The organism is Pseudomonas abietaniphila (assembly GCF_039697315.1).
In the GTDB taxonomy this organism is placed as follows: domain Bacteria; phylum Pseudomonadota; class Gammaproteobacteria; order Pseudomonadales; family Pseudomonadaceae; genus Aquipseudomonas; species Aquipseudomonas abietaniphila_B.
In genome coordinates, this window is the sequence record NZ_CP155619.1 from 2,520,781 (window position 1) to 2,546,318 (window position 25,538).

The 25,538-nt window shown below is 55.2% G+C and carries 32 protein-coding genes; all 32 read right to left on the bottom strand.

From position 1 onward, the window contains the following. Positions 1–12: 12 nt before the first annotated feature. Positions 13–369 (bottom strand): 30S ribosomal protein S13, encoded by a 357-nt coding sequence (gene rpsM / locus ABDX87_RS11115; RefSeq protein ID WP_004883692.1) that lies wholly within the window; start codon positions 367–369, stop codon positions 13–15. 131 nt (positions 370–500) lie between these two features. Further along, positions 501–617: a 50S ribosomal protein L36 gene (gene rpmJ, locus ABDX87_RS11120; protein WP_002555468.1), complete on the bottom strand. Its 117-nt coding sequence runs from the start codon at positions 615–617 to the stop codon at positions 501–503. Positions 618–645: 28 nt separating this feature from the next. Continuing rightward, positions 646–1,977, bottom strand: coding sequence for a preprotein translocase subunit SecY (secY, locus tag ABDX87_RS11125; RefSeq protein ID WP_062384496.1), 1,332 nt, complete (start codon positions 1,975–1,977; stop codon positions 646–648). Continuing rightward, positions 1,978–2,409, bottom strand: coding sequence for a 50S ribosomal protein L15 (gene rplO, locus ABDX87_RS11130; protein ID WP_037017733.1), 432 nt, complete (start codon positions 2,407–2,409; stop codon positions 1,978–1,980). A 3-nt stretch (positions 2,410–2,412) separates the two neighbouring features. After that, the gene (gene rpmD / locus ABDX87_RS11135) at positions 2,413–2,589 is read right to left on the bottom strand and encodes a 50S ribosomal protein L30 (RefSeq protein ID WP_028621547.1); all 177 of its coding nucleotides are present in this window, start codon (positions 2,587–2,589) and stop codon (positions 2,413–2,415) included. 2 nt (positions 2,590–2,591) lie between these two features. After that, a complete protein-coding gene (gene rpsE / locus ABDX87_RS11140) occupies positions 2,592–3,092 on the bottom strand; it encodes a 30S ribosomal protein S5 (RefSeq protein ID WP_062384493.1) in 501 nt (166 codons plus the stop codon). A 3-nt stretch (positions 3,093–3,095) separates the two neighbouring features. Beyond that, positions 3,096–3,446 (bottom strand): 50S ribosomal protein L18, encoded by a 351-nt coding sequence (gene rplR / locus ABDX87_RS11145; RefSeq protein ID WP_037017727.1) that lies wholly within the window; start codon positions 3,444–3,446, stop codon positions 3,096–3,098. 10 nt (positions 3,447–3,456) lie between these two features. Continuing rightward, a complete protein-coding gene (gene rplF, locus ABDX87_RS11150) occupies positions 3,457–3,990 on the bottom strand; it encodes a 50S ribosomal protein L6 (RefSeq protein ID WP_074758964.1) in 534 nt (177 codons plus the stop codon). 13 nt (positions 3,991–4,003) lie between these two features. After that, entirely contained in the window at positions 4,004–4,396 is a 393-nt protein-coding gene (gene rpsH / locus ABDX87_RS11155; protein ID WP_020290698.1) for a 30S ribosomal protein S8, read from the bottom strand. Between the two features lie 213 nt (positions 4,397–4,609). Then, the gene (gene rpsN / locus ABDX87_RS11160; RefSeq protein WP_003228726.1) at positions 4,610–4,915 is read right to left on the bottom strand and encodes a 30S ribosomal protein S14; all 306 of its coding nucleotides are present in this window, start codon (positions 4,913–4,915) and stop codon (positions 4,610–4,612) included. Between the two features lie 13 nt (positions 4,916–4,928). Further along, positions 4,929–5,468, bottom strand: coding sequence for a 50S ribosomal protein L5 (gene rplE, locus ABDX87_RS11165; protein WP_074758962.1), 540 nt, complete (start codon positions 5,466–5,468; stop codon positions 4,929–4,931). Between the two features lie 20 nt (positions 5,469–5,488). Then, positions 5,489–5,803, bottom strand: a complete 315-nt coding sequence (gene rplX / locus ABDX87_RS11170) for a 50S ribosomal protein L24 (protein ID WP_002555478.1) — start codon at positions 5,801–5,803, stop codon at positions 5,489–5,491. Positions 5,804–5,814: 11 nt separating this feature from the next. Then, a complete protein-coding gene (gene rplN, locus ABDX87_RS11175) occupies positions 5,815–6,183 on the bottom strand; it encodes a 50S ribosomal protein L14 (RefSeq protein ID WP_002555479.1) in 369 nt (122 codons plus the stop codon). Between the two features lie 23 nt (positions 6,184–6,206). Further along, complete coding sequence (gene rpsQ, locus ABDX87_RS11180; protein WP_003194644.1) at positions 6,207–6,473, bottom strand: 30S ribosomal protein S17; 267 nt, start codon at positions 6,471–6,473, stop codon at positions 6,207–6,209. Between the two features lie 2 nt (positions 6,474–6,475). After that, positions 6,476–6,667: a 50S ribosomal protein L29 gene (gene rpmC / locus ABDX87_RS11185; RefSeq protein WP_002555481.1), complete on the bottom strand. Its 192-nt coding sequence runs from the start codon at positions 6,665–6,667 to the stop codon at positions 6,476–6,478. Next, positions 6,667–7,080, bottom strand: coding sequence for a 50S ribosomal protein L16 (gene rplP / locus ABDX87_RS11190; RefSeq protein WP_019409905.1), 414 nt, complete (start codon positions 7,078–7,080; stop codon positions 6,667–6,669). The genes rpmC and rplP overlap by 1 nt, the downstream gene beginning before the upstream one ends. A 12-nt stretch (positions 7,081–7,092) precedes the next feature. Further along, positions 7,093–7,779: a 30S ribosomal protein S3 gene (gene rpsC, locus ABDX87_RS11195; protein ID WP_003176422.1), complete on the bottom strand. Its 687-nt coding sequence runs from the start codon at positions 7,777–7,779 to the stop codon at positions 7,093–7,095. Positions 7,780–7,792: 13 nt separating this feature from the next. After that, positions 7,793–8,125 (bottom strand): 50S ribosomal protein L22, encoded by a 333-nt coding sequence (rplV, locus tag ABDX87_RS11200; RefSeq protein WP_003103908.1) that lies wholly within the window; start codon positions 8,123–8,125, stop codon positions 7,793–7,795. A 13-nt stretch (positions 8,126–8,138) separates the two neighbouring features. Beyond that, positions 8,139–8,414: a 30S ribosomal protein S19 gene (gene rpsS, locus ABDX87_RS11205; protein ID WP_002555486.1), complete on the bottom strand. Its 276-nt coding sequence runs from the start codon at positions 8,412–8,414 to the stop codon at positions 8,139–8,141. Positions 8,415–8,430: 16 nt separating this feature from the next. Beyond that, a complete protein-coding gene (gene rplB, locus ABDX87_RS11210) occupies positions 8,431–9,255 on the bottom strand; it encodes a 50S ribosomal protein L2 (RefSeq protein ID WP_003317104.1) in 825 nt (274 codons plus the stop codon). A 14-nt stretch (positions 9,256–9,269) separates the two neighbouring features. After that, positions 9,270–9,569, bottom strand: a complete 300-nt coding sequence (gene rplW / locus ABDX87_RS11215) for a 50S ribosomal protein L23 (protein ID WP_008374165.1) — start codon at positions 9,567–9,569, stop codon at positions 9,270–9,272. Further along, positions 9,566–10,168: a 50S ribosomal protein L4 gene (rplD, locus tag ABDX87_RS11220; protein ID WP_008374167.1), complete on the bottom strand. Its 603-nt coding sequence runs from the start codon at positions 10,166–10,168 to the stop codon at positions 9,566–9,568. The genes rplW and rplD overlap by 4 nt, the downstream gene beginning before the upstream one ends. Before the next feature lie 12 nt (positions 10,169–10,180). Further along, positions 10,181–10,816, bottom strand: a complete 636-nt coding sequence (rplC, locus tag ABDX87_RS11225; RefSeq protein WP_062384476.1) for a 50S ribosomal protein L3 — start codon at positions 10,814–10,816, stop codon at positions 10,181–10,183. An 81-nt stretch (positions 10,817–10,897) separates the two neighbouring features. Continuing rightward, entirely contained in the window at positions 10,898–11,209 is a 312-nt protein-coding gene (rpsJ, locus tag ABDX87_RS11230; protein WP_003186070.1) for a 30S ribosomal protein S10, read from the bottom strand. Between the two features lie 138 nt (positions 11,210–11,347). Further along, positions 11,348–12,541, bottom strand: coding sequence for an elongation factor Tu (tuf, locus tag ABDX87_RS11235; protein ID WP_110948918.1), 1,194 nt, complete (start codon positions 12,539–12,541; stop codon positions 11,348–11,350). A gap of 31 nt (positions 12,542–12,572) precedes the next feature. After that, positions 12,573–14,678 carry an elongation factor G gene (gene fusA, locus ABDX87_RS11240; protein ID WP_346832908.1) on the bottom strand — a complete coding sequence of 702 codons (2,106 nt, stop codon included), beginning with the start codon at positions 14,676–14,678 and terminating at the stop codon, positions 12,573–12,575. Positions 14,679–14,708: 30 nt separating this feature from the next. Then, positions 14,709–15,179 (bottom strand): 30S ribosomal protein S7, encoded by a 471-nt coding sequence (rpsG, locus tag ABDX87_RS11245; protein ID WP_002555493.1) that lies wholly within the window; start codon positions 15,177–15,179, stop codon positions 14,709–14,711. A 118-nt stretch (positions 15,180–15,297) separates the two neighbouring features. Next, entirely contained in the window at positions 15,298–15,669 is a 372-nt protein-coding gene (gene rpsL / locus ABDX87_RS11250; protein WP_002555494.1) for a 30S ribosomal protein S12, read from the bottom strand. Positions 15,670–15,868: 199 nt separating this feature from the next. Then, complete coding sequence (rpoC, locus tag ABDX87_RS11255) at positions 15,869–20,068, bottom strand: DNA-directed RNA polymerase subunit beta' (protein WP_346832909.1); 4,200 nt, start codon at positions 20,066–20,068, stop codon at positions 15,869–15,871. Between the two features lie 63 nt (positions 20,069–20,131). Then, positions 20,132–24,205 (bottom strand): DNA-directed RNA polymerase subunit beta, encoded by a 4,074-nt coding sequence (gene rpoB, locus ABDX87_RS11260; protein WP_346832910.1) that lies wholly within the window; start codon positions 24,203–24,205, stop codon positions 20,132–20,134. 220 nt (positions 24,206–24,425) lie between these two features. Continuing rightward, the gene (rplL, locus tag ABDX87_RS11265; protein WP_027617682.1) at positions 24,426–24,791 is read right to left on the bottom strand and encodes a 50S ribosomal protein L7/L12; all 366 of its coding nucleotides are present in this window, start codon (positions 24,789–24,791) and stop codon (positions 24,426–24,428) included. Positions 24,792–24,869: 78 nt separating this feature from the next. Beyond that, the gene (gene rplJ / locus ABDX87_RS11270; protein ID WP_062384462.1) at positions 24,870–25,370 is read right to left on the bottom strand and encodes a 50S ribosomal protein L10; all 501 of its coding nucleotides are present in this window, start codon (positions 25,368–25,370) and stop codon (positions 24,870–24,872) included. Between the last annotated feature and the right edge of the window lie 168 nt (positions 25,371–25,538).

Here is a 25,538-nt window from a genome sequence, read left to right on the forward strand (position 1 = left end):
TCGCTGGGGCGATTACTTGCGGATCGGCTTACGCGGACCTTTACGGGTACGCGCGTTAGTCTTGGTACGCTGACCGCGTACTGGAAGACCACGACGATGACGCAGACCGCGATAGCAACCGAGGTCCATCAAGCGCTTGATTTTCATGTTGATTTCGCGACGCAGGTCACCTTCAGTGGTGAACTTCGCGACTTCGCCACGCAGCTGTTCAATCTGCTCGTCGCTCAGATCTTTGATCTTTGCCGCCGGGTTAACCCCGGTGGTAGCACAGATTTTCTGTGCAGTCGTGCGACCAACACCATAGATGTAGGTCAGCGAGATAACAGTATGCTTGTTATCTGGAATGTTAACGCCTGCAATACGGGCCATTCAGTGGGACTCCAATTGACAGCTACCTACGCCCCGGAAGCCAAGAAATAGGGCGCGAGATAATATCGCTGTAATAACAAATAATCAACCCAGCAGCGCACTAGCTGCTGGGCTTATAGCACAGATCACACTCAGCCTTGGCGCTGCTTGTGACGTGGTTCCGCGCTGCAAATTACTCGAACAACACCTTCGCGGCGAATAATCTTGCAGTTACGGCACAGCTTTTTCACCGATGCACGAACTTTCATCACCAACTCCTCGAACCTTATGGGTGCTTCAGCGCAGCATGCCGCTGCCGTAGCCCTTCAGGTTGGCTTTCTTCATCAGGGATTCATACTGGTGCGAAACGAGGTGAGATTGCACTTGGGACATGAAGTCCATCACAACCACGACCACGATCAGCAACGAGGTCCCGCCAAGGTAGAACGGCACGTTTGCAGCAACCACCAGGAACTGGGGCAACAGGCACACGGCCATCATATAAAGAGCACCGAACATGGTCAGACGGGTCAGAACGCCATCAATATAGCGCGCCGACTGCTCACCAGGACGAATGCCCGGAATAAAGGCACCGGACTTCTTCAGGTTTTCCGCTACGTCTTTCGGATTGAACATCAACGCCGTATAGAAGAAGCAGAAGAAAATAATCCCTGCACTAAACAGCAGAATATTCAACGGCTGACCAGGAGCGATCGACTGCGAGATGTCCTGCAACCAGCCCATACCTTCAGACTGACCGAACCAGGCACCCAACGAAGCCGGAAACAGCAAGATGCTGCTTGCGAAAATGGCCGGAATAACACCGGCCATGTTCACTTTCAGCGGCAAGTGGCTGGTCTGCGCAGCGAAGACCTTACGGCCCTGCTGACGCTTGGCGTAGTGAACAGCGATACGACGCTGACCACGCTCAATGAACACCACGAAACCGATAATCGCTACTGCCAGCAAACCGATGGCGACCAAAGCGAAAATGTTGATATCACCCTGACGTGCAGACTCGAAAGACTGCCCGATCGCTCTCGGAAGACCGGCGACGATACCCGAAAAAATCAACATCGAGATACCGTTACCAACACCGCGCTCAGTGATCTGCTCGCCCAGCCACATCATGAACAGCGCACCAGCCACGAAGGTGGTGACCGCCACGAAGTGGAAGCCGATATCTGCAGAGAAAGCAACGCCCTGACCGGCCAAACCAATGGACATGCCAATAGCTTGAACCAACGCCAGGACGACGGTGCCATAGCGGGTGTATTGGCTGATCTTACGACGACCAGCCTCACCTTCCTTCTTCAACTGCTCCAGTTGTGGGCTGACAGCGGTCATGAGCTGCATGATGATCGATGCCGAAATGTACGGCATGATCCCCAGTGCAAAAATGCTCATGCGCTCCAGCGCACCACCGGAAAACATGTTGAATAAGCTAAGAATGGTCCCCTCATTCTGTCGAAACAGGTCCGCCAGCCGGTCAGGGTTGATACCTGGAACTGGGATATGCGCACCGATCCGGTAGACGATAATCGCCAGGAACAGGAAACGCAGTCGAGCCCAGAGCTCGGACAACCCGCCGCTTTTGCTGAGCGCTGAGAGAGCACCTTGCTTAGCCATTTATTCCTCGAACTTGCCGCCAGCTGCTTCGATAGCCGCACGCGCACCTTTGGTGGCTGCGATACCTTTGAGGGTGACCGCGCGAGTAACCTCACCGGACAGCATGATTTTCACACGCTGTACGTTTTGGTTGATCACGTTGGCATCCTTCAGGGACTGCACAGTTACAACGCCTTCAACTTTAGCCAGCTCGGAGGTGCGAACTTCTGCACGATCCATAGCCTTCAAAGAGACGAAGCCGAACTTAGGCAGACGACGATGCAACGGCTGTTGGCCGCCTTCGAAGCCCGGAGCAATGGTGCCACCGGAGCGGGAGGTCTGACCTTTGTGGCCGCGGCCACCGGTCTTACCCAAACCACTACCGATACCACGGCCCGGACGATGCTTCTCGCGACGGGAACCCGGCGCTGGACTCAGATCATTGAGTTTCATCGATTAACCCTCGACTCGCAGCATGTAGTAAGCCTTGTTGATCATTCCACGGTTTTCCGGGGTATCAACGACTTCTACAGTGTGACCGATGCGACGCAGACCCAGACCCTTAACGCACAGTTTGTGGTTAGGGATACGGCCGGTCATGCTTTTGATCAAAGTAACTTTTACGGTAGCCATGATCAGATGATCTCCTGCACGTTCAAGCCGCGTTTGGCAGCGATGGACTCAGGGGACTGCATAGCCTTCAAACCCTTGAACGTTGCGTGAACAACGTTGACTGGGTTGGTCGAACCGTAGCACTTGGCCAGAACGTTCTGAACACCAGCAACTTCCAGGACAGCACGCATTGCGCCGCCGGCGATGATGCCAGTACCTTCAGAAGCAGGCTGCATGTAAACCTTCGAAGCACCGTGAGCGGACTTCATGGCGTACTGCAGGGTAGTGCCGTTCAGATCAACCTGGATCATGTTGCGGCGAGCAGCTTCCATTGCCTTCTGGATCGCAGCAGGCACTTCACGTGACTTGCCACGGCCGAAGCCAACACGACCCTTACCATCACCCACCACGGTCAACGCGGTGAAAGTGAAGATACGGCCGCCTTTTACGGTTTTTGCTACGCGATTAACTTGAACCAGCTTCTCAATGTAGCCTTCGTCGCGTTTTTGGTCGTTATTTGCCATAACTTAGAACTCCAGCCCGCCTTCACGAGCAGCATCAGCCAGCGCCTTGACGCGACCGTGGTACTTGAAGCCGGAACGATCAAAAGCCACTTGAGATACACCGGCGGCTTTCGCACGCTCAGCGATCAGCTGGCCAACTTTAGTGGCCGCGTCGATGTTGCCAGTGGCGCCATCACGCAGTTCTTTGTCCAAAGTCGAGGCGTTTGCCAGGACTTTGCTGCCGTCGGCCGAAATGACCTGGGCATAAATGTGCTGCGAAGAGCGGTACACGCAGAGACGCACGACTTCGAGTTCGTGCATTTTCAGGCGTGCTTTGCGAGCGCGACGCAGTCGGGTAACTTTTTTGACGGTCATTTGCTATGCCCTACTTCTTCTTGGCTTCTTTACGACGGACGACTTCGTCCGCGTAACGCACGCCTTTGCCTTTGTATGGCTCTGGACGGCGGAAGTCGCGGATCTCAGCGGCCACTTGACCAACCAACTGCTTGTCGATACCACGGATGAAGATATCGGTTTGGTTGGGGGTCTCAGCGGTGATGCCTGCTGGCAATTCGTAGTCCACTGGGTGCGAGAAGCCAAGGGCCAGGTTCAGCACCGTGCCTTTTGCTTGCGCTTTGTAACCAACACCGACCAGCTGGAGCTTGCGCTCGAAGCCTTGGCTTACGCCCTGGACCATGTTGTTTACCAACGCACGAGTGGTACCGGCCATTGCGCGAGTTTGTTGATCGCCATTGCGAGCAGCGAAACGCAGCTCACCAGCTTCTTCAACAATTTCAACGGACGAGTGAATGTTCAGGTCGAGAGTACCCTTGGCACCCTTCACCGAAAGCTGCTGGCCGACGAGTTTTACTTCGACGCCTGCTGGCAACTTAACGGGGTTCTTAGCTACGCGTGACATGCTTATCCCCCCCTTAGAACACAGTGCAAAGCACTTCGCCGCCGACACCGGCAGCGCGCGCAGCACGATCCGTCATCACACCTTTGTTGGTGGAGACGATAGACACACCGAGACCGCCACGAACTTTTGGCAGATCATCGACGGACTTGTACTGACGCAGGCCTGGACGGCTAACGCGCTTGACTTCTTCGATGACCGGACGGCCTTCGAAGTATTTCAGCTCGATAGACAGCAAGGGCTTTGTTTCACTGCTGATCTGATAACCCGCAATGTAGCCTTCGTCTTTCAGGACTTTAGCTACAGCCACCTTCAAAGTGGAGGATGGCATGCTTACGACGGGCTTTTCAGCCATCTGGGCATTACGGATACGAGTTAGCATGTCCGCTAACGGGTCCTGCATACTCATGGGCTAGACGCTCCTAATACAAAATAATTAGCCTTGCGGCTACTGCTTGTCGCCAAAAAAACTCAGGCACGTAAAAACACGGGCTCTGGCGAGCCGGCAATTCTAGACGTACCCCAGAAACGAATCAAGCCCCAAAAGGGGCTTGATTCGAATTCAGGTCCTACGCTGGTCGGTTTCCGGAGAAACCCACCCGCGTAGAACGAGAAGGACGACTTACCAGCTGGCTTTAACCAGACCTGGAACGTCACCACGCATTGCAGCTTCACGCAGCTTGTTACGGCCAAGGCCGAACTTGCGGTAAACGCCGTGCGGACGACCAGTCAGGCGGCAACGGTTACGCATGCGCGAAGCGCTTGCGTCACGTGGTTGCTTCTGCAGCGCAACGGTAGCTTCCCAACGAGCTTCTGGACTTGCGTTCAGATCTACGATGATTGCTTTCAGTGCTGCACGCTTGGTGGCGTACTTGGCAACGGTGAGCTGACGCTTCAGCTCACGGTTTTTCATGCTCTTCTTGGCCATTTTCCTACTCCAATCAGTTGCGGAACGGGAATTTGAAAGCACGCAGCAGAGCGCGGCCTTCGTCATCGTTCTTGGCAGTGGTGGTCAGGGTAATGTCCAGACCGCGGAGAGCATCGATCTTGTCGTAGTCGATTTCCGGGAAAATGATCTGCTCTTTCACGCCCATGCTGTAGTTGCCACGACCATCGAAGGACTTGGCATTCAGGCCGCGGAAGTCGCGAACCCGAGGCAGGGAGATCGACAGCAGACGATCCAGGAACTCATACATACGATCGCGGCGCAGAGTCACTTTGACGCCGATCGGCCAACCTTCACGGACTTTAAAGCCAGCGATGGATTTCCGAGCGTAAGTCACAACGACTTTTTGACCGGTGATCTTTTCCAGGTCAGCAACAGCGTGCTCGATGACTTTTTTGTCGCCGATCGCTTCGCCCAGACCCATGTTCAGGGTGATCTTTGTTACGCGTGGAACTTCCATCACGTTCGCCAGCTTAAGTTCTTCCTTAAGCTTGGGTGCGATTTCCTTCCAGTAAATCTCTTTCAGTCGTGCCATGGTCTTCTACCTAGCAGTGTTCAAGCATCAACCGCTTTTTGGGTCGACTTGAAGACACGAATTTTTTTGCCGTCTTCAACTTTGAAACCAACGCGGTCAGCCTTGTTGGTTGCGCCGTTGAAAATGGCGACGTTGGAAGCGTGCAGTGGCGCTTCTTTCTCGACGATACCGCCCTGTACGCCCGACATCGGGTTAGGCTTGGTATGACGCTTCACCAGGTTGATCCCACCAACGACCAGACGGTCGTCAGCGAGAACCTTGAGCACCTTACCGCGCTTACCTTTGTCTTTGCCGGCGATCACGATGATCTCGTCGTCACGACGAATCTTTTGCATGTCGGATCTCCTTACAGCACTTCTGGGGCGAGCGAGACGATCTTCATGAACTTCTCAGTACGAAGCTCACGGGTCACTGGCCCAAAGATACGGGTGCCAATCGGCTCTTGCTTGTTGTTCAACAGAACAGCAGCGTTGCCATCGAAGCGGATGATGGAGCCGTCTGCACGACGAACACCGTGGCGGGTGCGGACTACAACAGCAGTCATCACTTGGCCTTTTTTCACCTTGCCGCGAGGAATTGCTTCCTTGACGGTTACTTTGATGATGTCACCGATACCAGCGTAACGACGATGAGAGCCACCAAGCACCTTGATGCACATAACGCGGCGAGCGCCGCTGTTATCGGCCACATCGAGCATGGATTGAGTCTGAATCATATAATTTCTCCGACCCCTAGCCCTTAGACTTCCACAGCGCGTTCGAGAACATCAACCAGGGCCCAAGATTTGGTCTTGGCCATCGGACGAGTTTCACGAATAGTGACCTTGTCGCCGATGTGGCATTGGTTGGTTTCGTCGTGCGCGTGCAGCTTAGTCGAACGCTTAACGTATTTACCGTAGATCGGGTGCTTTACGCGACGCTCGATCAGAACGGTGATGGTCTTGTCCATCTTGTCGCTGACAACACGGCCAGTCAGCGTACGGACGGTTTTTTCGGCTTCAGCCATGATTACTTACCTGCCTGCTGGTTGAGCACAGTCTTCACGCGAGCGATGTCACGCTTAACTTGCGAGAGCAGGTGAGACTGCCCCAACTGGCCAGTTGCTTTCTGCATACGCAGATTGAACTGGTCGCGCAGCAAGCCGAGCAGTTGCTCGTTCAGTTGCTGTGCTGATTTTTCACGAAGTTCATTCGCTTTCATCACATCACCGTCCGCTTAACAAAGGAGGTGGCGAGCGGCAGCTTTGCAGCAGCCAGGGCGAAAGCCTCACGCGCCAACTCTTCGGAAACACCCTCGATTTCATACAGGACTTTGCCTGGCTGAATCTGGGCAACCCAGTACTCCACGTTACCCTTACCTTTACCCATACGAACTTCGAGGGGCTTTTTGGAGATAGGCTTGTCCGGGAATACACGGATCCAGATCTTGCCGCCACGTTTTACGTGACGGGTCAGTGCACGACGCGCTGACTCGATCTGACGAGCGGTGAGACGACCACGAGCAACAGACTTCAGCGCATATTCGCCGAAGCTGACTTTGCTACCGCGCAGTGCCAGACCACGGTTGTGGCCGGTCATCTGCTTGCGGAACTTCGTACGCTTTGGTTGCAACATTTGGCGTACCCCTTACTTAGCAGCTTTTTTACGAGGCGCTGGTGCTTGTGGCTTCAGCTCTTCTTGGCGACCACCAATTACTTCGCCTTTGAAGATCCAAACCTTTACACCGATCACACCGTAAGTGGTGTGAGCTTCGTAGTTGGCATAGTCGATGTCGGCACGCAGGGTGTGCAGTGGCACACGACCTTCGCGATACCATTCAGTACGTGCGATTTCAGCACCGCCGAGACGACCGCTCACTTGGATTTTGATGCCTTTGGCACCAATGCGCATGGCGTTCTGTACTGCGCGCTTCATAGCGCGACGGAACATTACGCGACGCTCCAGCTGCTGAGCTACGCTCTGCGCAACCAGCATACCGTCGAGCTCCGGCTTGCGGATCTCTTCGATATTGATGTGCACAGGCACACCCATTTGCTTGGTCAGGTCCTGACGCAGTTTCTCAACATCTTCACCTTTCTTGCCGATCACGATGCCGGGACGAGCGGTGTGGATGGTGATACGTGCAGTTTGAGCCGGACGATGGATATCGATACGGCTTACGGACGCGCTTTTTAGTTTGTCTTGGAGATACTCACGCACCTTCAGATCAGCGAACAAGTAGTCCGCATAAGTCCGACCGTCTGCGTACCAGACGGAGGTGTGCTCCTTGACGATTCCCAGGCGAATGCCAATGGGATGTACTTTCTGACCCATCTCTTCGACTCCGTTACTTGTCAGCAACCTTGACAGTGATATGGCAAGACCGCTTGACGATGCGATCAGCACGGCCTTTGGCACGTGGCATGATGCGCTTCAGCGAACGCCCTTCGTTGACGAAAACGGTGGAGACCTTCAGGTCATCAACGTCTGCGCCTTCGTTATGCTCGGCGTTGGCTACGGCCGACTCCAGCACTTTTTTCATGATCTCGGCGGCTTTCTTACTGCTGAAAGCCAACAGGTTGAGCGCTTCGCCCACCTTCTTCCCGCGGATCTGGTCGGCGACCAAGCGGGCTTTCTGGGCGGAGATTCGAGCGCCCGACAACTTAGCGGCTACTTCCATCGTTCCTTACCCCTTAACGCTTGGCTTTCTTGTCTGCCACGTGCCCACGATAAGTGCGGGTACCGGCAAACTCGCCCAGTTTGTGGCCGACCATGTCTTCGTTCACGAGAACAGGAACATGCTGACGACCGTTATGCACAGCAATGGTCAAACCGACCATTTGTGGCAGGATCATCGAACGACGCGACCAGGTTTTAACTGGTTTGCGATCGTTCTTTTCCGCCGCCACTTCGATCTTCTTCAGTAGGTGAAGATCAATAAAAGGACCTTTTTTCAGAGAACGTGGCACTGTCGTATCCCTCTATTTACTTGCGACGACGGACGATCATTTTGTCGGTACGCTTATTACCACGAGTCTTCGCGCCCTTAGTCGGGAAGCCCCACGGCGATACCGGATGACGACCACCAGAGGTACGACCTTCACCACCACCATGTGGGTGGTCAACCGGGTTCATGGCAACACCACGAACGGTTGGGCGAACGCCACGCCAGCGCTTGGCACCAGCTTTACCCAGCGAACGCAGGCTGTGCTCGGAGTTCGAAACTTCACCCAGAGTTGCACGGCATTCGGACAGGACTTTACGCATTTCACCGGAGCGAAGACGCAGAGTCACGTAGACACCTTCACGAGCGATCAGCTGAGCCGAAGCACCAGCGGAACGAGCGATCTGAGCACCTTTACCAGGCTTGAGCTCGATACCGTGAACGGTAGAACCGACTGGGATGTTGCGCAGTTGCAGAGCGTTGCCTGGCTTGATTGGAGCCAGAGCGCCTGCGATCAGCTGGTCGCCAGCACTCACACCCTTAGGTGCGATGATGTAACGACGCTCGCCGTCTGCGTACAGCAGCAGTGCGATGTGAGCAGTACGGTTTGGATCGTATTCGATACGCTCGACAGTGGCAGCGATGCCATCTTTGTCGTTGCGACGGAAATCGACCAGACGATAATGCTGCTTATGACCACCACCAATGTGACGAGTGGTAATACGGCCATTGTTGTTACGACCACCAGACTTCGATTTTTTCTCGAGCAGCGGTGCGTGAGGAGCGCCTTTATGCAGCTCCTGGTTGACCACCTTGACCACAAAACGGCGGCCAGGGGAAGTCGGTTTGCATTTAACGATTGCCATGATGCACCCCTTCCTTACTCAGCACTGCTGCTGAAATCGAGATCTTGGCCTGGCTGAAGGGAGATTACTGCCTTCTTCCAGTCATTACGCTTGCCCAGGCCGCGAGCAGTACGCTTGGTCTTACCCAGAACATTCAGGGTAGTCACGCGCTCTACTTTCACGCTGAACAGGCTTTCGACGGCCTTCTTGATTTCCAGCTTGGTTGCATCAGTAGCAACCTTGAAAACGAACTGACCTTTTTTGTCTGCCAGAACCGTAGCCTTCTCGGAAACGTGCGGGCCAAGCAGAACTTTAAATACGCGTTCCTGGTTCATCCCAGCAGCTCCTCGAATTTCTTCACGGCCGACACAGTGATCAACACTTTGTCGTATGCGATCAGACTAACTGGATCGGAACCTTGAACGTCACGTACATCTACGTGCGGCAGGTTGCGAGCAGCCAGGTACAGATTCTGGTCAACAGCGTCAGACACGATCAGGACGTCAGTCAGGCCCATGCCGTTCAGCTTGTTCAGCAGATCTTTGGTTTTCGGTGCTTCAACAGCGAAGTCCTGAACCACGACCAGACGATCAGTACGAACCAGCTCAGCCAAGATGGAGCGCAGTGCTGCGCGATACATCTTCTTGTTGAGCTTCTGAGAGTGGTCCTGTGGACGTGCTGCGAAAGTGGTACCACCGCCACGCCAGATTGGGCTACGGATAGTACCGGCACGAGCACGGCCAGTACCCTTCTGACGCCATGGGCGCTTACCGCCACCGGAAACGTCGGAACGGGTCTTCTGCTGCTTGCTACCTTGACGGCCGCCAGCCATGTAGGCCACGACTGCTTGGTGAACCAGCGTCTCGTTGAATTCGCCGCCAAATGTCAGTTCGGAAACTTCGATCGCTTGAGCGTCATTTACATTTAATTGCATGTCAGCTTCCCCTTAACCGCGAGCCTTGGCTGCTGGACGTACAACCACGTTGCCGCCAGTAGCGCCAGGAACAGCACCCTTGACCAACAACAGATTGCGTTCAGCGTCCACGCGCACTACTTCCAGGGACTGCACGGTCACGCGCTCAGCGCCCATATGACCGGACATTTTTTTGCCCTTGAATACACGACCAGGAGTCTGGCACTGGCCGATAGAGCCTGGGACGCGGTGGGAGACGGAGTTACCGTGGGTGTTGTCCTGACCGCGGAAATTCCAACGCTTGATGGTACCGGCGAAGCCTTTACCTTTCGACTGACCGGTAACATCTACCAGTTGGCCAGCTGCGAAGATTTCTGCATTGATCAGATCGCCAGCCTTGTATTCGCCTTCTTCAAGGCGGAATTCCAAGACGGTACGACCAGCGGCAACGTTCGCTTTAGCGAAGTGGCCTGCCTGAGCGGCAGTCACACGCGAAGCACGACGCTCACCGACAGTGACTTGCACTGCACGATAGCCATCGCTTTCTTCGGTTTTGAACTGGGTGACGCGATTCGGTTCGATCTCAATGACCGTGACCGGAATGGAGACACCTTCTTCGGTGAAAATACGGGTCATACCGCATTTACGACCGACTACACCAATAGTCATGTTGTAAACCTCATGAGTGTACGGGGCTTTCACCCGCTATGGCCGCCCATTTCAGAGCGTTACACGACTAAGACCCAAGTCTTAGCCGAGGCTGATCTGCACTTCCACACCTGCCGCAAGATCAAGCTTCATAAGTGCATCAACGGTTTTATCCGTTGGCTGGACGATGTCCAGAACGCGCTTATGAGTACGGATCTCGTACTGGTCGCGCGCGTCTTTGTTGACGTGCGGAGAGACCAGAACGGTGAACCGCTCTTTACGGGTAGGCAGTGGAATTGGACCACGCACTTGAGCACCAGTACGTTTCGCGGTTTCCACGATTTCCTGGGTGGATTGGTCGATCAGGCGATGGTCAAAAGCCTTCAACCTGATACGGATTTGCTGATTTTGCATTGGATTTCAGACTCCAGGCTACTTCCCACCGAGCGCAATACGCCCGTTAAAAGGAGGCGCAATTCTATAGACGAGCTAACAGAGTGTCAACCCAATAAAAAAGCCCCCGCAAGCGGGGGCTTTTTCTCAAATCAACGCTTAAGCGATGATTTTGGCTACGACGCCAGCGCCGACGGTACGACCGCCTTCACGGATAGCGAAACGCAGACCGTCTTCCATTGCGATTGGCTTGATCAGAGTGACGGAAACTTTAACGTTGTCACCTGGCATAACCATTTCGGTGCCTTCCGGCAGTTCGCAGCTACCAGTTACGTCGGTAGTACGGAAGTAGAACTGTGGACGGTAGCCTTTGAAGAACGGAGTGTGACGGCCGCCTTCTTCTTTGCTCAGAACGTAGATTTCAGCTTCGAACTGAGTGTGTGGCTTAACGGTACCTGGCTTAACCAGAACCTGACCACGCTCAACGTCGTCACGCTTGGTGCCACGCAGCAGAACGCCGCAGTTCTCGCCAGCACGACCTTCGTCCAGCAGCTTGCGGAACATCTCAACGCCAGTGCAAGTAGTCTTGGTGGTGTCACGCAGACCCACGATCTCGACTTCTTCCTGGATCTTGATGATGCCACGCTCAACACGGCCAGTTACAACAGTACCGCGGCCCGAGATCGAGAACACGTCTTCGATTGGCATCAGGAACGGCTTGTCGATAGCACGAACTGGTTCTGGGATGTAGCTGTCCAGAGTCTCAACCAGTTTCTTAACGGCAGAGGTGCCCATCTCGTTGTCGTCTTGGCCGTTCAGAGCCATCAGAGCCGAACCGATGATGATCGGAGTGTCGTCGCCTGGGAACTCGTAAGTGCTCAGCAGGTCACGAACTTCCATCTCAACCAGTTCCAGCAGCTCAGCGTCGTCAACCATGTCAGCCTTGTTCAGGAAGACAACGATGTACGGAACGCCAACCTGACGGGACAGCAGGATGTGCTCACGGGTTTGTGGCATCGGACCATCAGCGGCCGAGCAAACCAGGATAGCGCCGTCCATCTGAGCAGCACCGGTGATCATGTTTTTTACGTAGTCGGCGTGACCTGGGCAGTCAACGTGCGCGTAGTGGCGAACGGCCGAATCGTATTCAACGTGAGCGGTGTTGATGGTGATACCACGAGCTTTTTCTTCTGGCGCGCTGTCGATTTTGTCGAAGTCGACTTTAGCCGAACCGAAAACTTCGGAGCAGACGCGAGTCAGAGCAGCGGTCAGAGTGGTTTTACCGTGGTCAACGTGACCGATAGTGCCAACGTTGACGTGCGGTTTGTTACGTTCAAATTTTTCTTTAGCCACGACAAATAACTCCTAGCCTAAAGGCGCTGAATCAGCCTTGTTTTTTGGTTACAGTTTCGACGATGTGCGACGGCGCTGTATTGTATTTTTTGAATTCCATAGAGTAGCTTGCGCGACCTTGGGACATGGAGCGGACATCGGTCGCATAACCGAACATCTCACCCAGCGGAACCTCGGCGCGAATTACCTTGCCGGAAACCGTGTCTTCCATACCCAGGATCATGCCGCGACGACGATTGAGGTCGCCCATCACGTCACCCATATAGTCTTCAGGCGTAACAACCTCTACCGCCATGATCGGCTCAAGCAACTCACCACCGCCCTTCTGGGCCAGTTGCTTGGTCGCCATGGAGGCAGCCACCTTAAACGCCATCTCGTTCGAGTCGACGTCGTGGTAAGAACCATCAAACACGGTAGCCTTCAGGCCGATCAGCGGATAGCCGGCAACTACGCCGTTCTTCATCTGCTCTTCGATACCTTTCTGGATAGCCGGGATGTATTCCTTAGGAACCACACCACCCACTACTTCGTTCAGGAATTGCAGACCTTCCTGACCTTCGTCAGCAGGTGCAAAACGAATCCAGCAGTGGCCGAACTGACCACGACCACCGGACTGACGAACGAACTTGCCTTCGATTTCACAGTTTTTCGTGATGCGCTCACGATACGAAACCTGAGGCTTACCGATGTTGGCTTCGACGTTGAACTCACGGCGCATCCGGTCAACCAGGATGTCCAGGTGCAATTCGCCCATGCCGGAGATGATCGTTTGACCAGTCTCTTCATCAGTCTTGACGCGGAAAGAAGGGTCTTCCTGAGCAAGTTTGCCCAGTGCGATACCCATTTTTTCCTGGTCATCCTTGGTTTTTGGCTCAACCGCAACCGAAATAACCGGCTCCGGGAAATCCATCCGCACGAGGATGATTGGCTTGTCGGCGTTGCACAGGGTTTCACCAGTGGTGACGTCCTTCATGCCGATCAGGGCCGCGATGTCGCCAGCGCGAACTTCCTTGATCTCTTCACGGGCGTTAGCGTGCATTTGCACCATACGACCCACGCGCTCTTTCTTGCCCTTGACCGAGTTGATCACGCCGTCGCCGGATGCCAACACGCCCGAGTAAACGCGGACGAAGGTCAAAGTACCCACGAATGGGTCGGTAGCGATCTTGAACGCCAGAGCCGAGAACGGCTCGTTGTCGTCTGCATGACGCTCCATCTCTTCTTCCTCGTTATCAGGGTTGGAACCCTTGATAGCAGGAATGTCGGTTGGAGCAGGCAGGTAGTCGATAACGGCGTCGAGAACCAGAGGCACGCCCTTGTTCTTGAACGAGGAACCGCAAACTGCCAGAACAATCTCACCGGCAATAGTACGCTGACGCAGAGCCGCCTTGATTTCCTCGATGGAGAGCTCTTCACCCTCGAGGTATTTGTTCATCAGTTCTTCGCTGGCTTCGGCCGCAGCCTCAACCATGTTGCTGCGCCACTCTTCGGCCAATTCTTGCAACTCGGCAGGAATTGGCTCACGGCGTGGAGCCATGCCTTTGTCAGCGTCGTTCCAGTAAACCGCTTCCATGGTCATCAGATCGATCTGACCCTGGAAGTTATCTTCGGAACCGATAGCCAGCTGAATCGGCACTGGGGTGTGACCCAGACGCTGCTTGATCTGAGCGATCACGCGCAGGAAGTTAGCGCCAGCACGGTCCATCTTGTTCACGTAAACGATACGCGGAACACCGTATTTGTTGGCTTGACGCCATACGGTTTCGGACTGCGGCTCTACACCGGAAGTACCACAGAACACCACGACCGCGCCGTCGAGCACACGCAGGGAACGCTCAACCTCAATGGTGAAGTCTACGTGACCCGGGGTATCGATGACGTTGAAACGGTACTGGTCCTTGTGCTGCTTCTGAGAACCCTGCCAGAAGGCGGTAATAGCAGCAGAAGTGATGGTAATACCACGCTCCTGCTCCTGAACCATCCAGTCTGTGGTCGCGGCGCCGTCATGCACCTCGCCCATCTTGTGACTTTTGCCAGTGTAAAAAAGGACGCGCTCGGTGGTGGTGGTTTTACCAGCATCCACGTGAGCAACGATACCGATGTTACGGTAGCGGTTAATCGGAGTAGTACGAGCCATAAAGCCCTCGCAAAAATAGTGACGCTGAGATTAGAAGCGGTAGTGCGAGAAAGCCTTGTTGGCCTCAGCCATACGGTGCACGTCTTCACGCTTCTTGACCGCAGCACCTTTGCCTTCAGCGGCATCCAGCAGTTCGCCAGCCAAACGCAGAGCCATAGACTTCTCACCGCGCTTGCGCGCGAAGTCTACCAGCCAACGCATTGCCAGAGCATTGCGACGGGACGGACGAACTTCGACCGGAACCTGGTAAGTAGCACCGCCTACACGGCGCGACTTTACTTCGACCAGCGGAGCGATGGCGTCGAGAGCTTTCTCGAAGATTTCCAGGGGGTCGCTGTTCTTGCGTTCTTTAACCTTTTCCAGCGCGCCATAAACGATACGCTCGGCAACGGCTTTCTTGCCGCTTTCCATCACGTGGTTCATGAACTTCGCCAGGATCTGGCTTCCGTATTTTGGATCGTCAAGCACTTCGCGCTTGGCTGCTACGCGTCTTCTTGGCATGGATAAGCCCTCAAACGGTCTTCAGGTTCGCTCGGAATCGGTGCCCTTACGGGACGCCTCCGACCTTACTCTTATCGACTCAGAAAAATAGATGATTCAGTTTTACAAAAAGCCGCTACTACTTAGGCTTCTTGGTACCGTACTTCGAACGACCCTGGTTACGGCCTTTAACGCCGGATGTATCCAAGGAGCCGCGAACGGTGTGGTAACGAACACCTGGCAAGTCTTTTACACGGCCGCCACGGATCAGGACGACGCTGTGCTCTTGCAGGTTGTGGCCTTCACCGCCGATGTACGAGGAAACCTCGAAACCGTTGGTCAGACGCACACGGCATACTTTACGCAGTGCCGAGTTAGGTTTTTTCGGCGTAGTGGTGTACACGCGAGTGCACACGCCACGACGTTGCGGGCAGTTCTGCAGCGCAGGCACGTCGGATTTCTCGACGATACGCTTACGCGGCTGACGTACCAGCTGGTTGATAGTTGCCATCTACTAGCTCCACTGTTGTCTTGCGACGCTATTGTCTTACAAGAAAAGCAAAATGGCAGGACACACGTCCCGCCAAATTTAGGGGTACAAGAGTCTAAAGAGGATCCTGTCCCCAGTCAAGGCAAAGCCCCGACCTTATGCCACCCTCTCACAGCAAATTGCCTGCGGTCTGGATGACATGAAAATCAGGGCCTTACTCTCAATTACTGCTTGAGTTCAACGCTTCGGTCAGTGCTGCTTCAACTTCGCTCGCACTCACACGGGTCGGTTTGTCCATTTCACGACGACGCTTACGCTCGCTGTGATAAGCCAGACCGGTACCGGCCGGGATCAAACGACCCACGACCACGTTTTCTTTCAGGCCGCGCAGGTAGTCGCGCTTGCCGGTTACAGCCGCTTCGGTCAGTACGCGAGTGGTCTCCTGGAAGGAGGCCGCCGAGATGAACGATTCGGTGGACAACGATGCCTTGGTGATACCGAGCAGCACGCGAGTGAACTTCGAGATGAATTTCTCATCCGCCGCCAGACGCTCGTTCTCAACCAGTACATGCGTCAACTCCATCTGGTCGCCCTTGATGAAGCTCGAATCACCCGACTCGGAGATCTCGACCTTACGCAGCATCTGACGAAGAATCGTTTCGATGTGCTTGTCGTTGATCTTCACGCCTTGCAGGCGGTAAACGTCTTGAATCTCGTTGACGATGTATTTCGCCAGAGCGCTGACACCCAGCAGACGCAGGATGTCATGCGGATCGCTAGGACCGTCGGAGATCACTTCACCGCGGTTCACTTGCTCACCTTCGAAGACGTTCAGGTGACGCCACTTAGGAATCAGCTCTTCATACGGATCGCTACCGTCGTTCGGTGTAATCACCAGACGACGCTTGCCTTTGGTCTCTTTACCGAACGCGATCGTACCGCTGACTTCTGCCAGGATCGACGCTTCTTTCGGACGACGCGCTTCGAACAAGTCAGCAACGCGCGGCAGACCACCAGTGATGTCACGGGTCTTGGAAGTCTCTTGTGGAATACGGGCGATAACATCACCCACACCCACTTGAGCGCCGTCCGCAACACCGACCAGGGCGTTCGCAGGCAGGAAGTACTGAGCCGGTACGTCAGTACCCGGAAGCAGCAGATCTTTGCCATCGATACCGACCATCTTCACCGCAGGACGGATGTCCTTGCCGGCTGCAGGGCGGTCTTTGGCGTCGAGTACTTCGATGTTGGTCAGACCGGTCAGTTCGTCGGTCTGGCGCTTGATCGTAATACCTTCTTCCATGCCCACGTAGGTCACGGTACCTTTCATTTCGGTAACGATCGGGTGAGTATGCGGATCCCACTTGGCTACGATAGAGCCAGCGTCGACCTTGTCGCCTTCCTTCACCGAGATCACTGCACCGTAGGGCAGCTTGTAACGCTCACGCTCACGACCGAACTCGTCGGCGATCGCCAGCTCACCGGAACGCGATACCGCGACCAGGTTGCCGTCAAGACGCTCGACGTGCTTCAGGTTGTGCAGACGGACGATACCGCCGTTTTTCACCTGAACGCTGTCGGCAGCGGAAGTACGGCTTGCCGCACCACCGATGTGGAACGTACGCATGGTCAGCTGGGTACCTGGCTCACCGATCGACTGGGCGGCGATAACACCGACAGCTTCACCGATGTTCACCTGGTGACCACGGGCCAGATCGCGACCGTAGCACTTGGCGCAGATGCCGTAGCGGGTTTCGCAGCTGATTGGCGAGCGTACGATCACTTCGTCGATGCTGTTCAGCTCGATGAATTCGACCCACTTCTCGTCCACCAGAGTACCGGCCGGAACGATGACGTCCTCGGTGCCAGGCTTGAACACGTCACGGGCAATAACACGACCCAGTACACGTTCGCCCAAAGGCTCTACCACGTCGCCGCCTTCAATGTGCGGCGTCATGACCAGGCCTTGCTCGGTGCCGCAGTCCACTTCGGTCACAACCAGGTCTTGTGCCACGTCAACCAGACGACGGGTCAGGTAACCGGAGTTCGCGGTTTTCAACGCGGTATCCGCCAGACCTTTACGAGCACCGTGAGTCGAGATGAAGTACTGAAGTACGCTCAAACCTTCACGGAAGTTCGCGGTGATCGGCGTCTCGATGATCGAGCCGTCCGGCTTGGCCATCAGGCCACGCATACCGGCCAGCTGACGAATCTGTGCTGCGGAACCCCGCGCACCCGAGTCAGCCATCATGTACATCGAGTTGAACGACTCTTGGTCCACGGTTTCGCCGTGACGGTCGACAACCTTCTCTTTCGAGAGGTTGGACATCATCGCCTTGGAAACTTCGTCGTTCGCCTTGGACCAGAGGTCGATTACCTTGTTGTACTTCTCGCCCTGAGTTACCAGGCCAGAGGCGTACTGACTTTCGATCTCTTTAACTTCTTCGGTCGCCGCGTCGATGATGCGTGCTTTCTCATCCGGGATAACGAAGTCGTTAACACCAATGGAAACGCCCGAGATCGTCGAGTAGGCAAAACCGGTGTACATCAGCTGGTCAGCGAAGATGACAGTCTCTTTCAAACCAACCACGCGGTAGCACTGGTTGATCAGCTTGGAGATCGCCTTTTTCTTCATTGGCTGGTTGACCACGTCGTACGACAGGCCAGCCGGAACCACCTGGAACAGCAACGCACGGCCGACAGTCGTGTCGACGATGCGGGTATTGGTCACGCTGCCGCCATCACGATCGTTAACGGTTTCGTTGATACGAACCTTGATCTTGGCGTGCAGAGCAGCTTCGCCGGCGCGGAATACGCGGTCGACTTCCTGCAGATCCGCGAACACGCGACCTTCGCCTTTGGCGTTGATCGCTTCACGGGTCATGTAGTACAGACCCAGTACAACGTCCTGCGAAGGAACGATGATTGGCTCACCGTTAGCTGGCGACAGAATGTTGTTGGTCGACATCATCAGCGCGCGCGCTTCCAGCTGGGCTTCCAGCGTCAGCGGCACGTGAACGGCCATTTGGTCACCGTCGAAGTCGGCGTTGTAGGCCGCGCAGACCAGAGGGTGCAGCTGGATAGCCTTACCTTCGATCAGAACCGGTTCAAACGCCTGGATGCCCAGACGGTGAAGGGTTGGTGCACGGTTAAGCAACACTGGGTGTTCGCGGATAACTTCGGCGAGAACGTCCCAAACTTCCGGCAGCTCGCGCTCGACCATCTTTTTCGCAGCCTTGATGGTGGTCGCCAGACCACGCATTTCCAGCTTGCCGAAAATGAACGGCTTGAACAGCTCAAGCGCCATCTTCTTGGGAAGACCGCACTGATGCAGACGCAGGGTCGGGCCTACGGTAATTACCGAACGACCGGAGTAGTCAACACGCTTACCGAGCAAGTTCTGACGGAAACGACCTTGCTTACCCTTGATCATGTCAGCCAGGGATTTCAGAGGACGCTTGTTGGAACCGGTGATGGCACGACCGCGGCGACCGTTATCGAGCAGCGCATCCACAGCTTCCTGCAGCATACGCTTTTCGTTGCGCACGATGATGTCAGGAGCGGACAGATCCAGCAGGCGCTTCAAACGGTTGTTACGGTTGATCACTCGACGATACAGATCGTTGAGGTCAGACGTCGCGAAGCGGCCGCCATCCAGTGGAACCAGTGGACGCAGATCTGGCGGCAGAACCGGCAGAACGGTCAACACCATCCACTCAGGCAGGTTGCCGGAACCCTGGAAGGCCTCCATCAACTTCAGGCGCTTGGACAGCTTCTTGATCTTGGTTTCGGAGTTGGTTTGCGGAATCTCTTCGCGCAGACGGCCAATCTCGTGCTCCAGATCGATTGCGTGCAGCAGCTCGCGGACAGCCTCGGCACCCATGCGGGCGTCGAAGTCATCACCGAACTCTTCGAGGGCTTCGAAGTACTGCTCGTCGTTCAGCAGCTGACCCTTTTCAAGGGTGGTCATGCCTGGATCGATAACGACATAGCTCTCGAAATAGAGAACGCGCTCGATATCACGCAGGGTCATGTCCATCAGCAGGCCGATACGGGACGGCAGCGATTTCAGGAACCAGATATGGGCAACCGGGGACGCCAGTTCGATGTGAGCCATACGCTCACGACGGACCTTGGCCAGTGCAACTTCAACGCCGCACTTTTCGCAGATCACGCCACGATGCTTCAAGCGCTTGTACTTACCGCACAGGCACTCGTAATCCTTTACCGGGCCAAAGATCTTGGCGCAGAACAGGCCGTCACGCTCAGGTTTGAACGTACGGTAGTTGATGGTTTCCGGCTTTTTAACTTCACCGAACGACCACGAACGGATCATCTCAGGCGATGCCAATCCAATACGGATGGCGTCGAACTCTTCGACTTGACCCTGGTTTTTCAGCAAATTCAGTAGGTCTTTCAAGGCCTTTCCTCCTGGCGGAGCAGAGAGTGGTCATACCGACCCACTCTCGATTCGCGTCACGTGTTATTCGGTTTCCAGATCGATATCGATACCGAGCGAACGGATTTCTTTGATCAACACGTTGAAGGACTCGGGCATGCCCGGCTCCATACGGTGATCGCCGTCCACGATGTTTTTGTACATCTTGGTACGACCGTTCACATCGTCCGACTTCACTGTGAGCATTTCTTGCAGAGTGTATGCCGCGCCGTACGCTTCCAGCGCCCAGACCTCCATCTCCCCGAAACGCTGACCACCGAACTGCGCCTTACCACCCAGCGGCTGCTGGGTAACCAGGCTGTAAGAACCAGTGGAACGCGCGTGCATCTTGTCGTCCACCAAGTGGTTCAGCTTCAGCATGTACATGTAGCCAACAGTTACCGGACGCTCGAATTTGTTACCGGTACGACCGTCGAACAGTTGCATCTGGCCACTGTCCGGCATGTCCGCCAGGCGCAGCATCGCCTTGATTTCGCTTTCCTTGGCACCGTCGAAAACCGGAGTTGCCATTGGAACGCCGCCACGCAGGTTCTTCGCCAGATCCAGAACTTCCTGATCAGACAGGTCGTCGAGGTTTTCCTGACGGCCGCCAATCTCGTTGTAGATCTCGTTCAGGAACTTGCGCAACTCAACGACTTTACGCTGCTCTTCGAGCATACGGTTGATCTTCTCGCCCAGACCTTTGGCCGCGAGGCCCAGGTGGGTTTCGAGAATCTGACCAACGTTCATACGCGAAGGTACACCCAACGGGTTGAGGACGATATCCACCGGCGTGCCATTGGCATCGTGCGGCATGTCTTCAACCGGCATGATCACGGAGACCACACCCTTGTTACCGTGGCGACCGGCCATTTTGTCGCCCGGCTGAATGCGGCGACGGATGGCAAGGTAGACCTTGACGATTTTCAGCACGCCTGGAGCCAGGTCATCGCCTTGCTGCAGTTTGCGCTTCTTGTCTTCGAACTTGTCGTCCAGCAGGCGGCGACGATCAACGATATAAGCCTGGGCTTTTTCGAGTTGTTCGTTCAGCGCGTCTTCAACCATGCGCAGCTTGAACCACTGGCCATGCTCGAGACCGTCGAGTACTTCGTCGGTGATTTCCTGACCTTTCTTCAGGCCAGCACCACCTTCAACCGTACGACCTACCAAAGCGGAACGCAGACGTTCGAAGGTTGCACCTTCAACGATACGGAACTCTTCGTTCAGATCCTTGCGGATCTCGTCCAGCTGGCTCTTCTCGATCGAGAGGGCACGAGCGTCACGCTCTACGCCGTCACGGGTAAAGACCTGTACGTCGATGACCGTACCCTTGGTGCCGGTTGGCACGCGCAGGGAGGTGTCTTTAACGTCACTGGCTTTCTCACCGAAGATCGCACGCAACAGCTTCTCTTCTGGTGTCAGCTGAGTCTCACCCTTAGGCGTGACCTTACCAACCAGAATGTCGCCAGCGCCTACTTCAGCACCTACATAAACGATACCGGCTTCGTCCAGCTTGTTCAGCGCTGCTTCACCCACGTTAGGGATGTCAGCGGTGATTTCTTCTGGGCCAAGCTTGGTATCACGAGCCACACAGGTCAGTTCCTGGATGTGGATCGTGGTGAAACGGTCTTCTTGAACAACACGCTCGGACAGGCAGATGGAGTCTTCGAAGTTGAAGCCGTTCCATGCCATGAACGCGATGCGCATGTTCTGACCAAGAGCCAGCTCACCCATGTCGGTGGACGGGCCATCAGCCATGATGTCGCTGCGCTGAACGCGATCACCCTTGCTCACCAGCGGACGCTGGTTGATGCAGGTGTTCTGGTTCGAGCGGGTGTACTTGGTCAGGTTGTAGATGTCGACACCGGCTTCGCCTGGCTCAACTTCGTCATCTGCAACGCGAACAACAATACGGCTGGCGTCGACGGAATCGATGACACCGCCGCGACGGGCAACGACGCAAACACCGGAGTCACGCGCAACGTTGCGCTCCATGCCGGTACCTACCAGCGGCTTGTCAGCACGCAGAGTCGGTACAGCCTGACGCTGCATGTTCGAACCCATCAACGCACGGTTGGCGTCGTCGTGCTCGAGGAACGGAATCAACGAAGCTGCAACCGAAACAACCTGCTTCGGAGAAACGTCCATCAGGGTGACGTCTTCCGGCGCCTTGACGGTGAATTCGTTCAGGTGACGAACAGCTACCAGCTCATCGATCAGATGACCTTTGTCGTTCATGGTCGCCGAAGCCTGGGCGATCACGTGATCGGCCTCCTCGATAGCGGACAGGAAGACGATTTCGTCGGTAACCAGACCTTCTTTCACCACGCGGTACGGGCTCTCAAGGAAGCCATACTGATTGGTGCGGGCATAGGCTGCCAACGAGTTGATCAGACCGATGTTCGGACCTTCCGGCGTCTCGATCGGGCAAACACGACCGTAGTGCGTCGGGTGTACGTCACGAACTTCGAAGCCCGCGCGCTCACGAGTCAGACCGCCAGGGCCCAGAGCGGAAACACGACGCTTGTGGGTGATCTCGGAAAGCGGGTTGTTCTGGTCCATGAACTGCGACAGTTGGCTGGAGCCGAAGAACTCTTTGACCGCAGCAGCGACTGGCTTGGCGTTGATCAGGTCCTGAGGCATCAGACCTTCGCTTTCTGCCATCGACAGACGCTCTTTGACCGCACGCTCAACACGCACCAGACCCACACGGAACTGGTTCTCGGCCATTTCACCTACGCAACGAACACGACGGTTACCGAGGTGGTCGATGTCGTCGACGATGCCTTTGCCGTTACGGATATCCACCAGGGTCTTGAGGACCGCAACAATATCTTCCTTGCAGAGAACACCCGAACCTTCGATCTCGGTGCGACCGATACGGCGGTTGAACTTCATCCGGCCAACAGCCGACAGATCATAACGCTCTGGGCTGAAGAACAGGTTATTGAACAGGGTCTCGGCAGCATCCTTGGTTGGCGGCTCGCCAGGACGCATCATGCGATAGATTTCGACCAGGGCTTCCAGCTGGTTGCCGGTCGAATCGATCTTCAGAGTGTCGGAGATGAACGGGCCGCAATCAATGTCGTTAGTGTACAGCGTTTCGATACGGACAACCTGAGCCTTGGCGATTTTCGCCAGGATCTCGGTGTTCAGCTCGGTGTTGCACTCGGCAATGATCTCACCGGTAGCCGGGTGTACGATCGCCTTGGCGGTCGTGCGGCCCAGTACGTAGTCCAGAGGAACTTCGAGCGCCTTGATGCCGGCTTTTTCGAGCTGGTTAATGTGGCGCGCAGTGATACGACGGCCTTGCTCGACGATGACCTTGCCTTTGTCATCCAGAATGTCCAGAACGGCAATTTCACCGCGCAGGCGCTGAGGCACCAACTCCAGGCTCAGGGATTCGCCATGAACGTGGAAAACGTTAGTGGTGTAGAACGCGTCCAGCACTTCTTCAGTGGTGTAGCCCAGTGCACGGAGCAGAACCGATGCAGGGAGCTTGCGGCGACGGTCGATACGGACGAATACACAGTCCTTGGGATCGAACTCGAAATCCAGCCACGAACCACGGTAAGGAATGATGCGAGCGGAGTACAGCAGCTTGCCCGAGCTGTGCGTCTTGCCGCGGTCGTGATCGAAGAACACGCCCGGGGAACGGTGCAGTTGGGAAACGATGACACGCTCGGTACCGTTGATAACGAAGGTACCGTTTTCAGTCATCAGGGGGATTTCACCCATGTAGACTTCTTGCTCTTTGATGTCCTTGATCGCTTTGTTCGACGATTCTTTGTCGAAAATGATCAGGCGCACTTTTACCCGCAAAGGTACGGCGTACGTCACACCGCGCAGCACGCATTCCTTGACATCAAACGCCGGTTCGCCCAGGCGATAACCAACGTACTCCAGAGCAGCATTGCCGGAGTAGCTGATGATCGGGAAAACGGATTTGAAGGCCGCATGCAGGCCCACGTCGCGGAACTGATCTTTAGTCGCTCCCGCTTGCAAGAATTCACGATACGAATCCAGCTGGATGGCCAGGAGGTAAGGCACATCCATGACGTCCGGCAACTTGCTAAAGTCCTTGCGGATACGTTTTTTCTCAGTATATGAGTAAGCCATCAGCGTTCCCCAGCTTGGTCACCTGCTTGTTTGGCCTCTCCCGACGGGAGTGACCAGAAAATCTTGCAAACCCCATGGTTTGCGCCACCGTTCGAGGTGGTTGAAGCACGTTAGTGACGCCGACCTGATCGGTCGCCAATAACGGAAAAAGGCCGGTGGCAGAAGCCACCAGCCATCAGCCTTTCGCTTAACGCTTGGGCTGGAGACGCAAGGTCGATGCTTACTTCAGCTCGACTTTAGCGCCTGCTTCTTCCAGAGCAGCTTTGGCTTTGTCAGCAGCGTCTTTTGCGACTGCTTCCAGAACCATTGCTGGAGCGCCGTCAACGACTGCCTTGGCTTCTTTCAGGCCCAGACCGGTCAGTTCACGAACTGCTTTAATGACGTTAACTTTCTTCTCGCCAGCTTCGGTCAGCATGACGTTGAATTCGGTTTGCTCTTCAACAACAGCGGCAGCAGCAGCTGGACCAGCCGAAGCAGCAGCAGCGCTAACGCCGAATTTTTCTTCGAAAGCTTTGATCAGCTCAACAACCTGCAGAACGGACATTTCAGCTACGGCGTTGAGGATATCGTCTTGAGAGATAGACATGACTCTAATTCCTGAATTGTGTGAGGGCCTATGCGGCCTTCGAAATAAACAAAAATACGCGAGAAGAGGTGTGCGGCCTTAGGCTGCAGCAGCTTCTTTCTGTTCGCGAACTGCCGCCAGAGTACGAGCCAATTTGCTGGTAGCGCCTTGAATCACGCTCATCAGCTGAGAAATTGCTTCGTCACGGGTCGGCAAGGTTGCCAGTACGTCGATCTGATTAGCTGCGAGGAACTTGCCCTCGAACGCAGCTGCCTTGATCTCGAACTTGTCCTGACCCTTAGCGAACTCTTTGAACAAACGGGCAGCAGCGCCTGGGTGTTCGTTGGAGAACGCGATCAAGGTCGGGCCGGTGAACGCATCGTTGAGGACACTGTATTCAGTGTCAGCAACAGCGCGCTTGAGCAGGGTGTTACGTACAACGCGTACGTAAACGCCAGCTTCACGAGCCTCTTTACGGAGTCCGGTCATCGCGCCTACTGTTACGCCACGGGCATCAGCCACGACAGCGGACAGAGCGACTTTGGCAGCCTCGTTGACTTCAGCGACGATGGCCTTCTTGTCTTCGAGTTTAATTGCCACGGGTTTAACTCCTGCTTGTTACCGTTTCATCTGGCCGAAGCCTGATGTCGTTTTGGTGTCTGATTCGGTAAGGAACCGGGAGCACCATCTGCGTAGGCTTGTGTTTTAAGACTTGCGCCGCCTACGGTCTTGGATAGCCCCCGCCAGGCAGGGACCCCAATATTTGCA

Bases quoted from the DNA above. Each gene is read 5' to 3' on its own strand.
- fusA (WP_346832908.1), bottom strand. From the start codon at position 14,678: ATGGCTCGTACTACTCCGATTAACCGCTACCGTAACATCGGTATCGTT.
- rplV (WP_003103908.1), bottom strand. From the start codon at position 8,125: ATGGAAGTAGCCGCTAAGTTGTCGGGCGCTCGAATCTCCGCCCAGAAA.
- rpsM (WP_004883692.1), bottom strand. From the start codon at position 369: ATGGCCCGTATTGCAGGCGTTAACATTCCAGATAACAAGCATACTGTT.
- rplR (WP_037017727.1), bottom strand. From the start codon at position 3,446: ATGACCGTCAAAAAAGTTACCCGACTGCGTCGCGCTCGCAAAGCACGC.
- rpoB (WP_346832910.1), bottom strand. From the start codon at position 24,205: ATGGCTTACTCATATACTGAGAAAAAACGTATCCGCAAGGACTTTAGC.
- rpsL (WP_002555494.1), bottom strand. From the start codon at position 15,669: ATGGCAACTATCAACCAGCTGGTACGTCAGCCGCGTAAGCGTATCGTC.
- rpsN (WP_003228726.1), bottom strand. From the start codon at position 4,915: ATGGCCAAGAAGAGCATGAAAAACCGTGAGCTGAAGCGTCAGCTCACC.
- rpmC (WP_002555481.1), bottom strand. From the start codon at position 6,667: ATGAAAGCGAATGAACTTCGTGAAAAATCAGCACAGCAACTGAACGAG.
- rpsJ (WP_003186070.1), bottom strand. From the start codon at position 11,209: ATGCAAAATCAGCAAATCCGTATCAGGTTGAAGGCTTTTGACCATCGC.
- rplD (WP_008374167.1), bottom strand. From the start codon at position 10,168: ATGCAATTAAATGTAAATGACGCTCAAGCGATCGAAGTTTCCGAACTG.
- rpsE (WP_062384493.1), bottom strand. From the start codon at position 3,092: ATGGCAAATAACGACCAAAAACGCGACGAAGGCTACATTGAGAAGCTG.
- rplE (WP_074758962.1), bottom strand. From the start codon at position 5,468: ATGGCACGACTGAAAGAGATTTACTGGAAGGAAATCGCACCCAAGCTT.
- rpsC (WP_003176422.1), bottom strand. From the start codon at position 7,779: ATGGGTCAGAAAGTACATCCCATTGGCATTCGCCTGGGAATCGTCAAG.
- rpsQ (WP_003194644.1), bottom strand. From the start codon at position 6,473: ATGGCTGAAGCCGAAAAAACCGTCCGTACGCTGACTGGCCGTGTTGTC.
- rpmJ (WP_002555468.1), bottom strand. From the start codon at position 617: ATGAAAGTTCGTGCATCGGTGAAAAAGCTGTGCCGTAACTGCAAGATT.
- rplW (WP_008374165.1), bottom strand. From the start codon at position 9,569: ATGAACCAGGAACGCGTATTTAAAGTTCTGCTTGGCCCGCACGTTTCC.
- rplL (WP_027617682.1), bottom strand. From the start codon at position 24,791: ATGTCTATCTCTCAAGACGATATCCTCAACGCCGTAGCTGAAATGTCC.
- secY (WP_062384496.1), bottom strand. From the start codon at position 1,977: ATGGCTAAGCAAGGTGCTCTCTCAGCGCTCAGCAAAAGCGGCGGGTTG.
- rplX (WP_002555478.1), bottom strand. From the start codon at position 5,803: ATGCAAAAGATTCGTCGTGACGACGAGATCATCGTGATCGCCGGCAAA.
- rpsH (WP_020290698.1), bottom strand. From the start codon at position 4,396: ATGAGTATGCAGGACCCGTTAGCGGACATGCTAACTCGTATCCGTAAT.
- rpmD (WP_028621547.1), bottom strand. From the start codon at position 2,589: ATGGCTACCGTAAAAGTTACTTTGATCAAAAGCATGACCGGCCGTATC.
- rplO (WP_037017733.1), bottom strand. From the start codon at position 2,409: ATGAAACTCAATGATCTGAGTCCAGCGCCGGGTTCCCGTCGCGAGAAG.
- rpsG (WP_002555493.1), bottom strand. From the start codon at position 15,179: ATGCCAAGAAGACGCGTAGCAGCCAAGCGCGAAGTGCTTGACGATCCA.
- rplB (WP_003317104.1), bottom strand. From the start codon at position 9,255: ATGGCAATCGTTAAATGCAAACCGACTTCCCCTGGCCGCCGTTTTGTG.
- rplP (WP_019409905.1), bottom strand. From the start codon at position 7,080: ATGTTGCAACCAAAGCGTACGAAGTTCCGCAAGCAGATGACCGGCCAC.
- rplN (WP_002555479.1), bottom strand. From the start codon at position 6,183: ATGATTCAGACTCAATCCATGCTCGATGTGGCCGATAACAGCGGCGCT.
- rplF (WP_074758964.1), bottom strand. From the start codon at position 3,990: ATGTCACGCGTAGCTAAGAACCCCGTTAAGTTGCCAGCAGGCGTCGAA.
- rplC (WP_062384476.1), bottom strand. From the start codon at position 10,816: ATGACTATTGGTGTAGTCGGTCGTAAATGCGGTATGACCCGTATTTTC.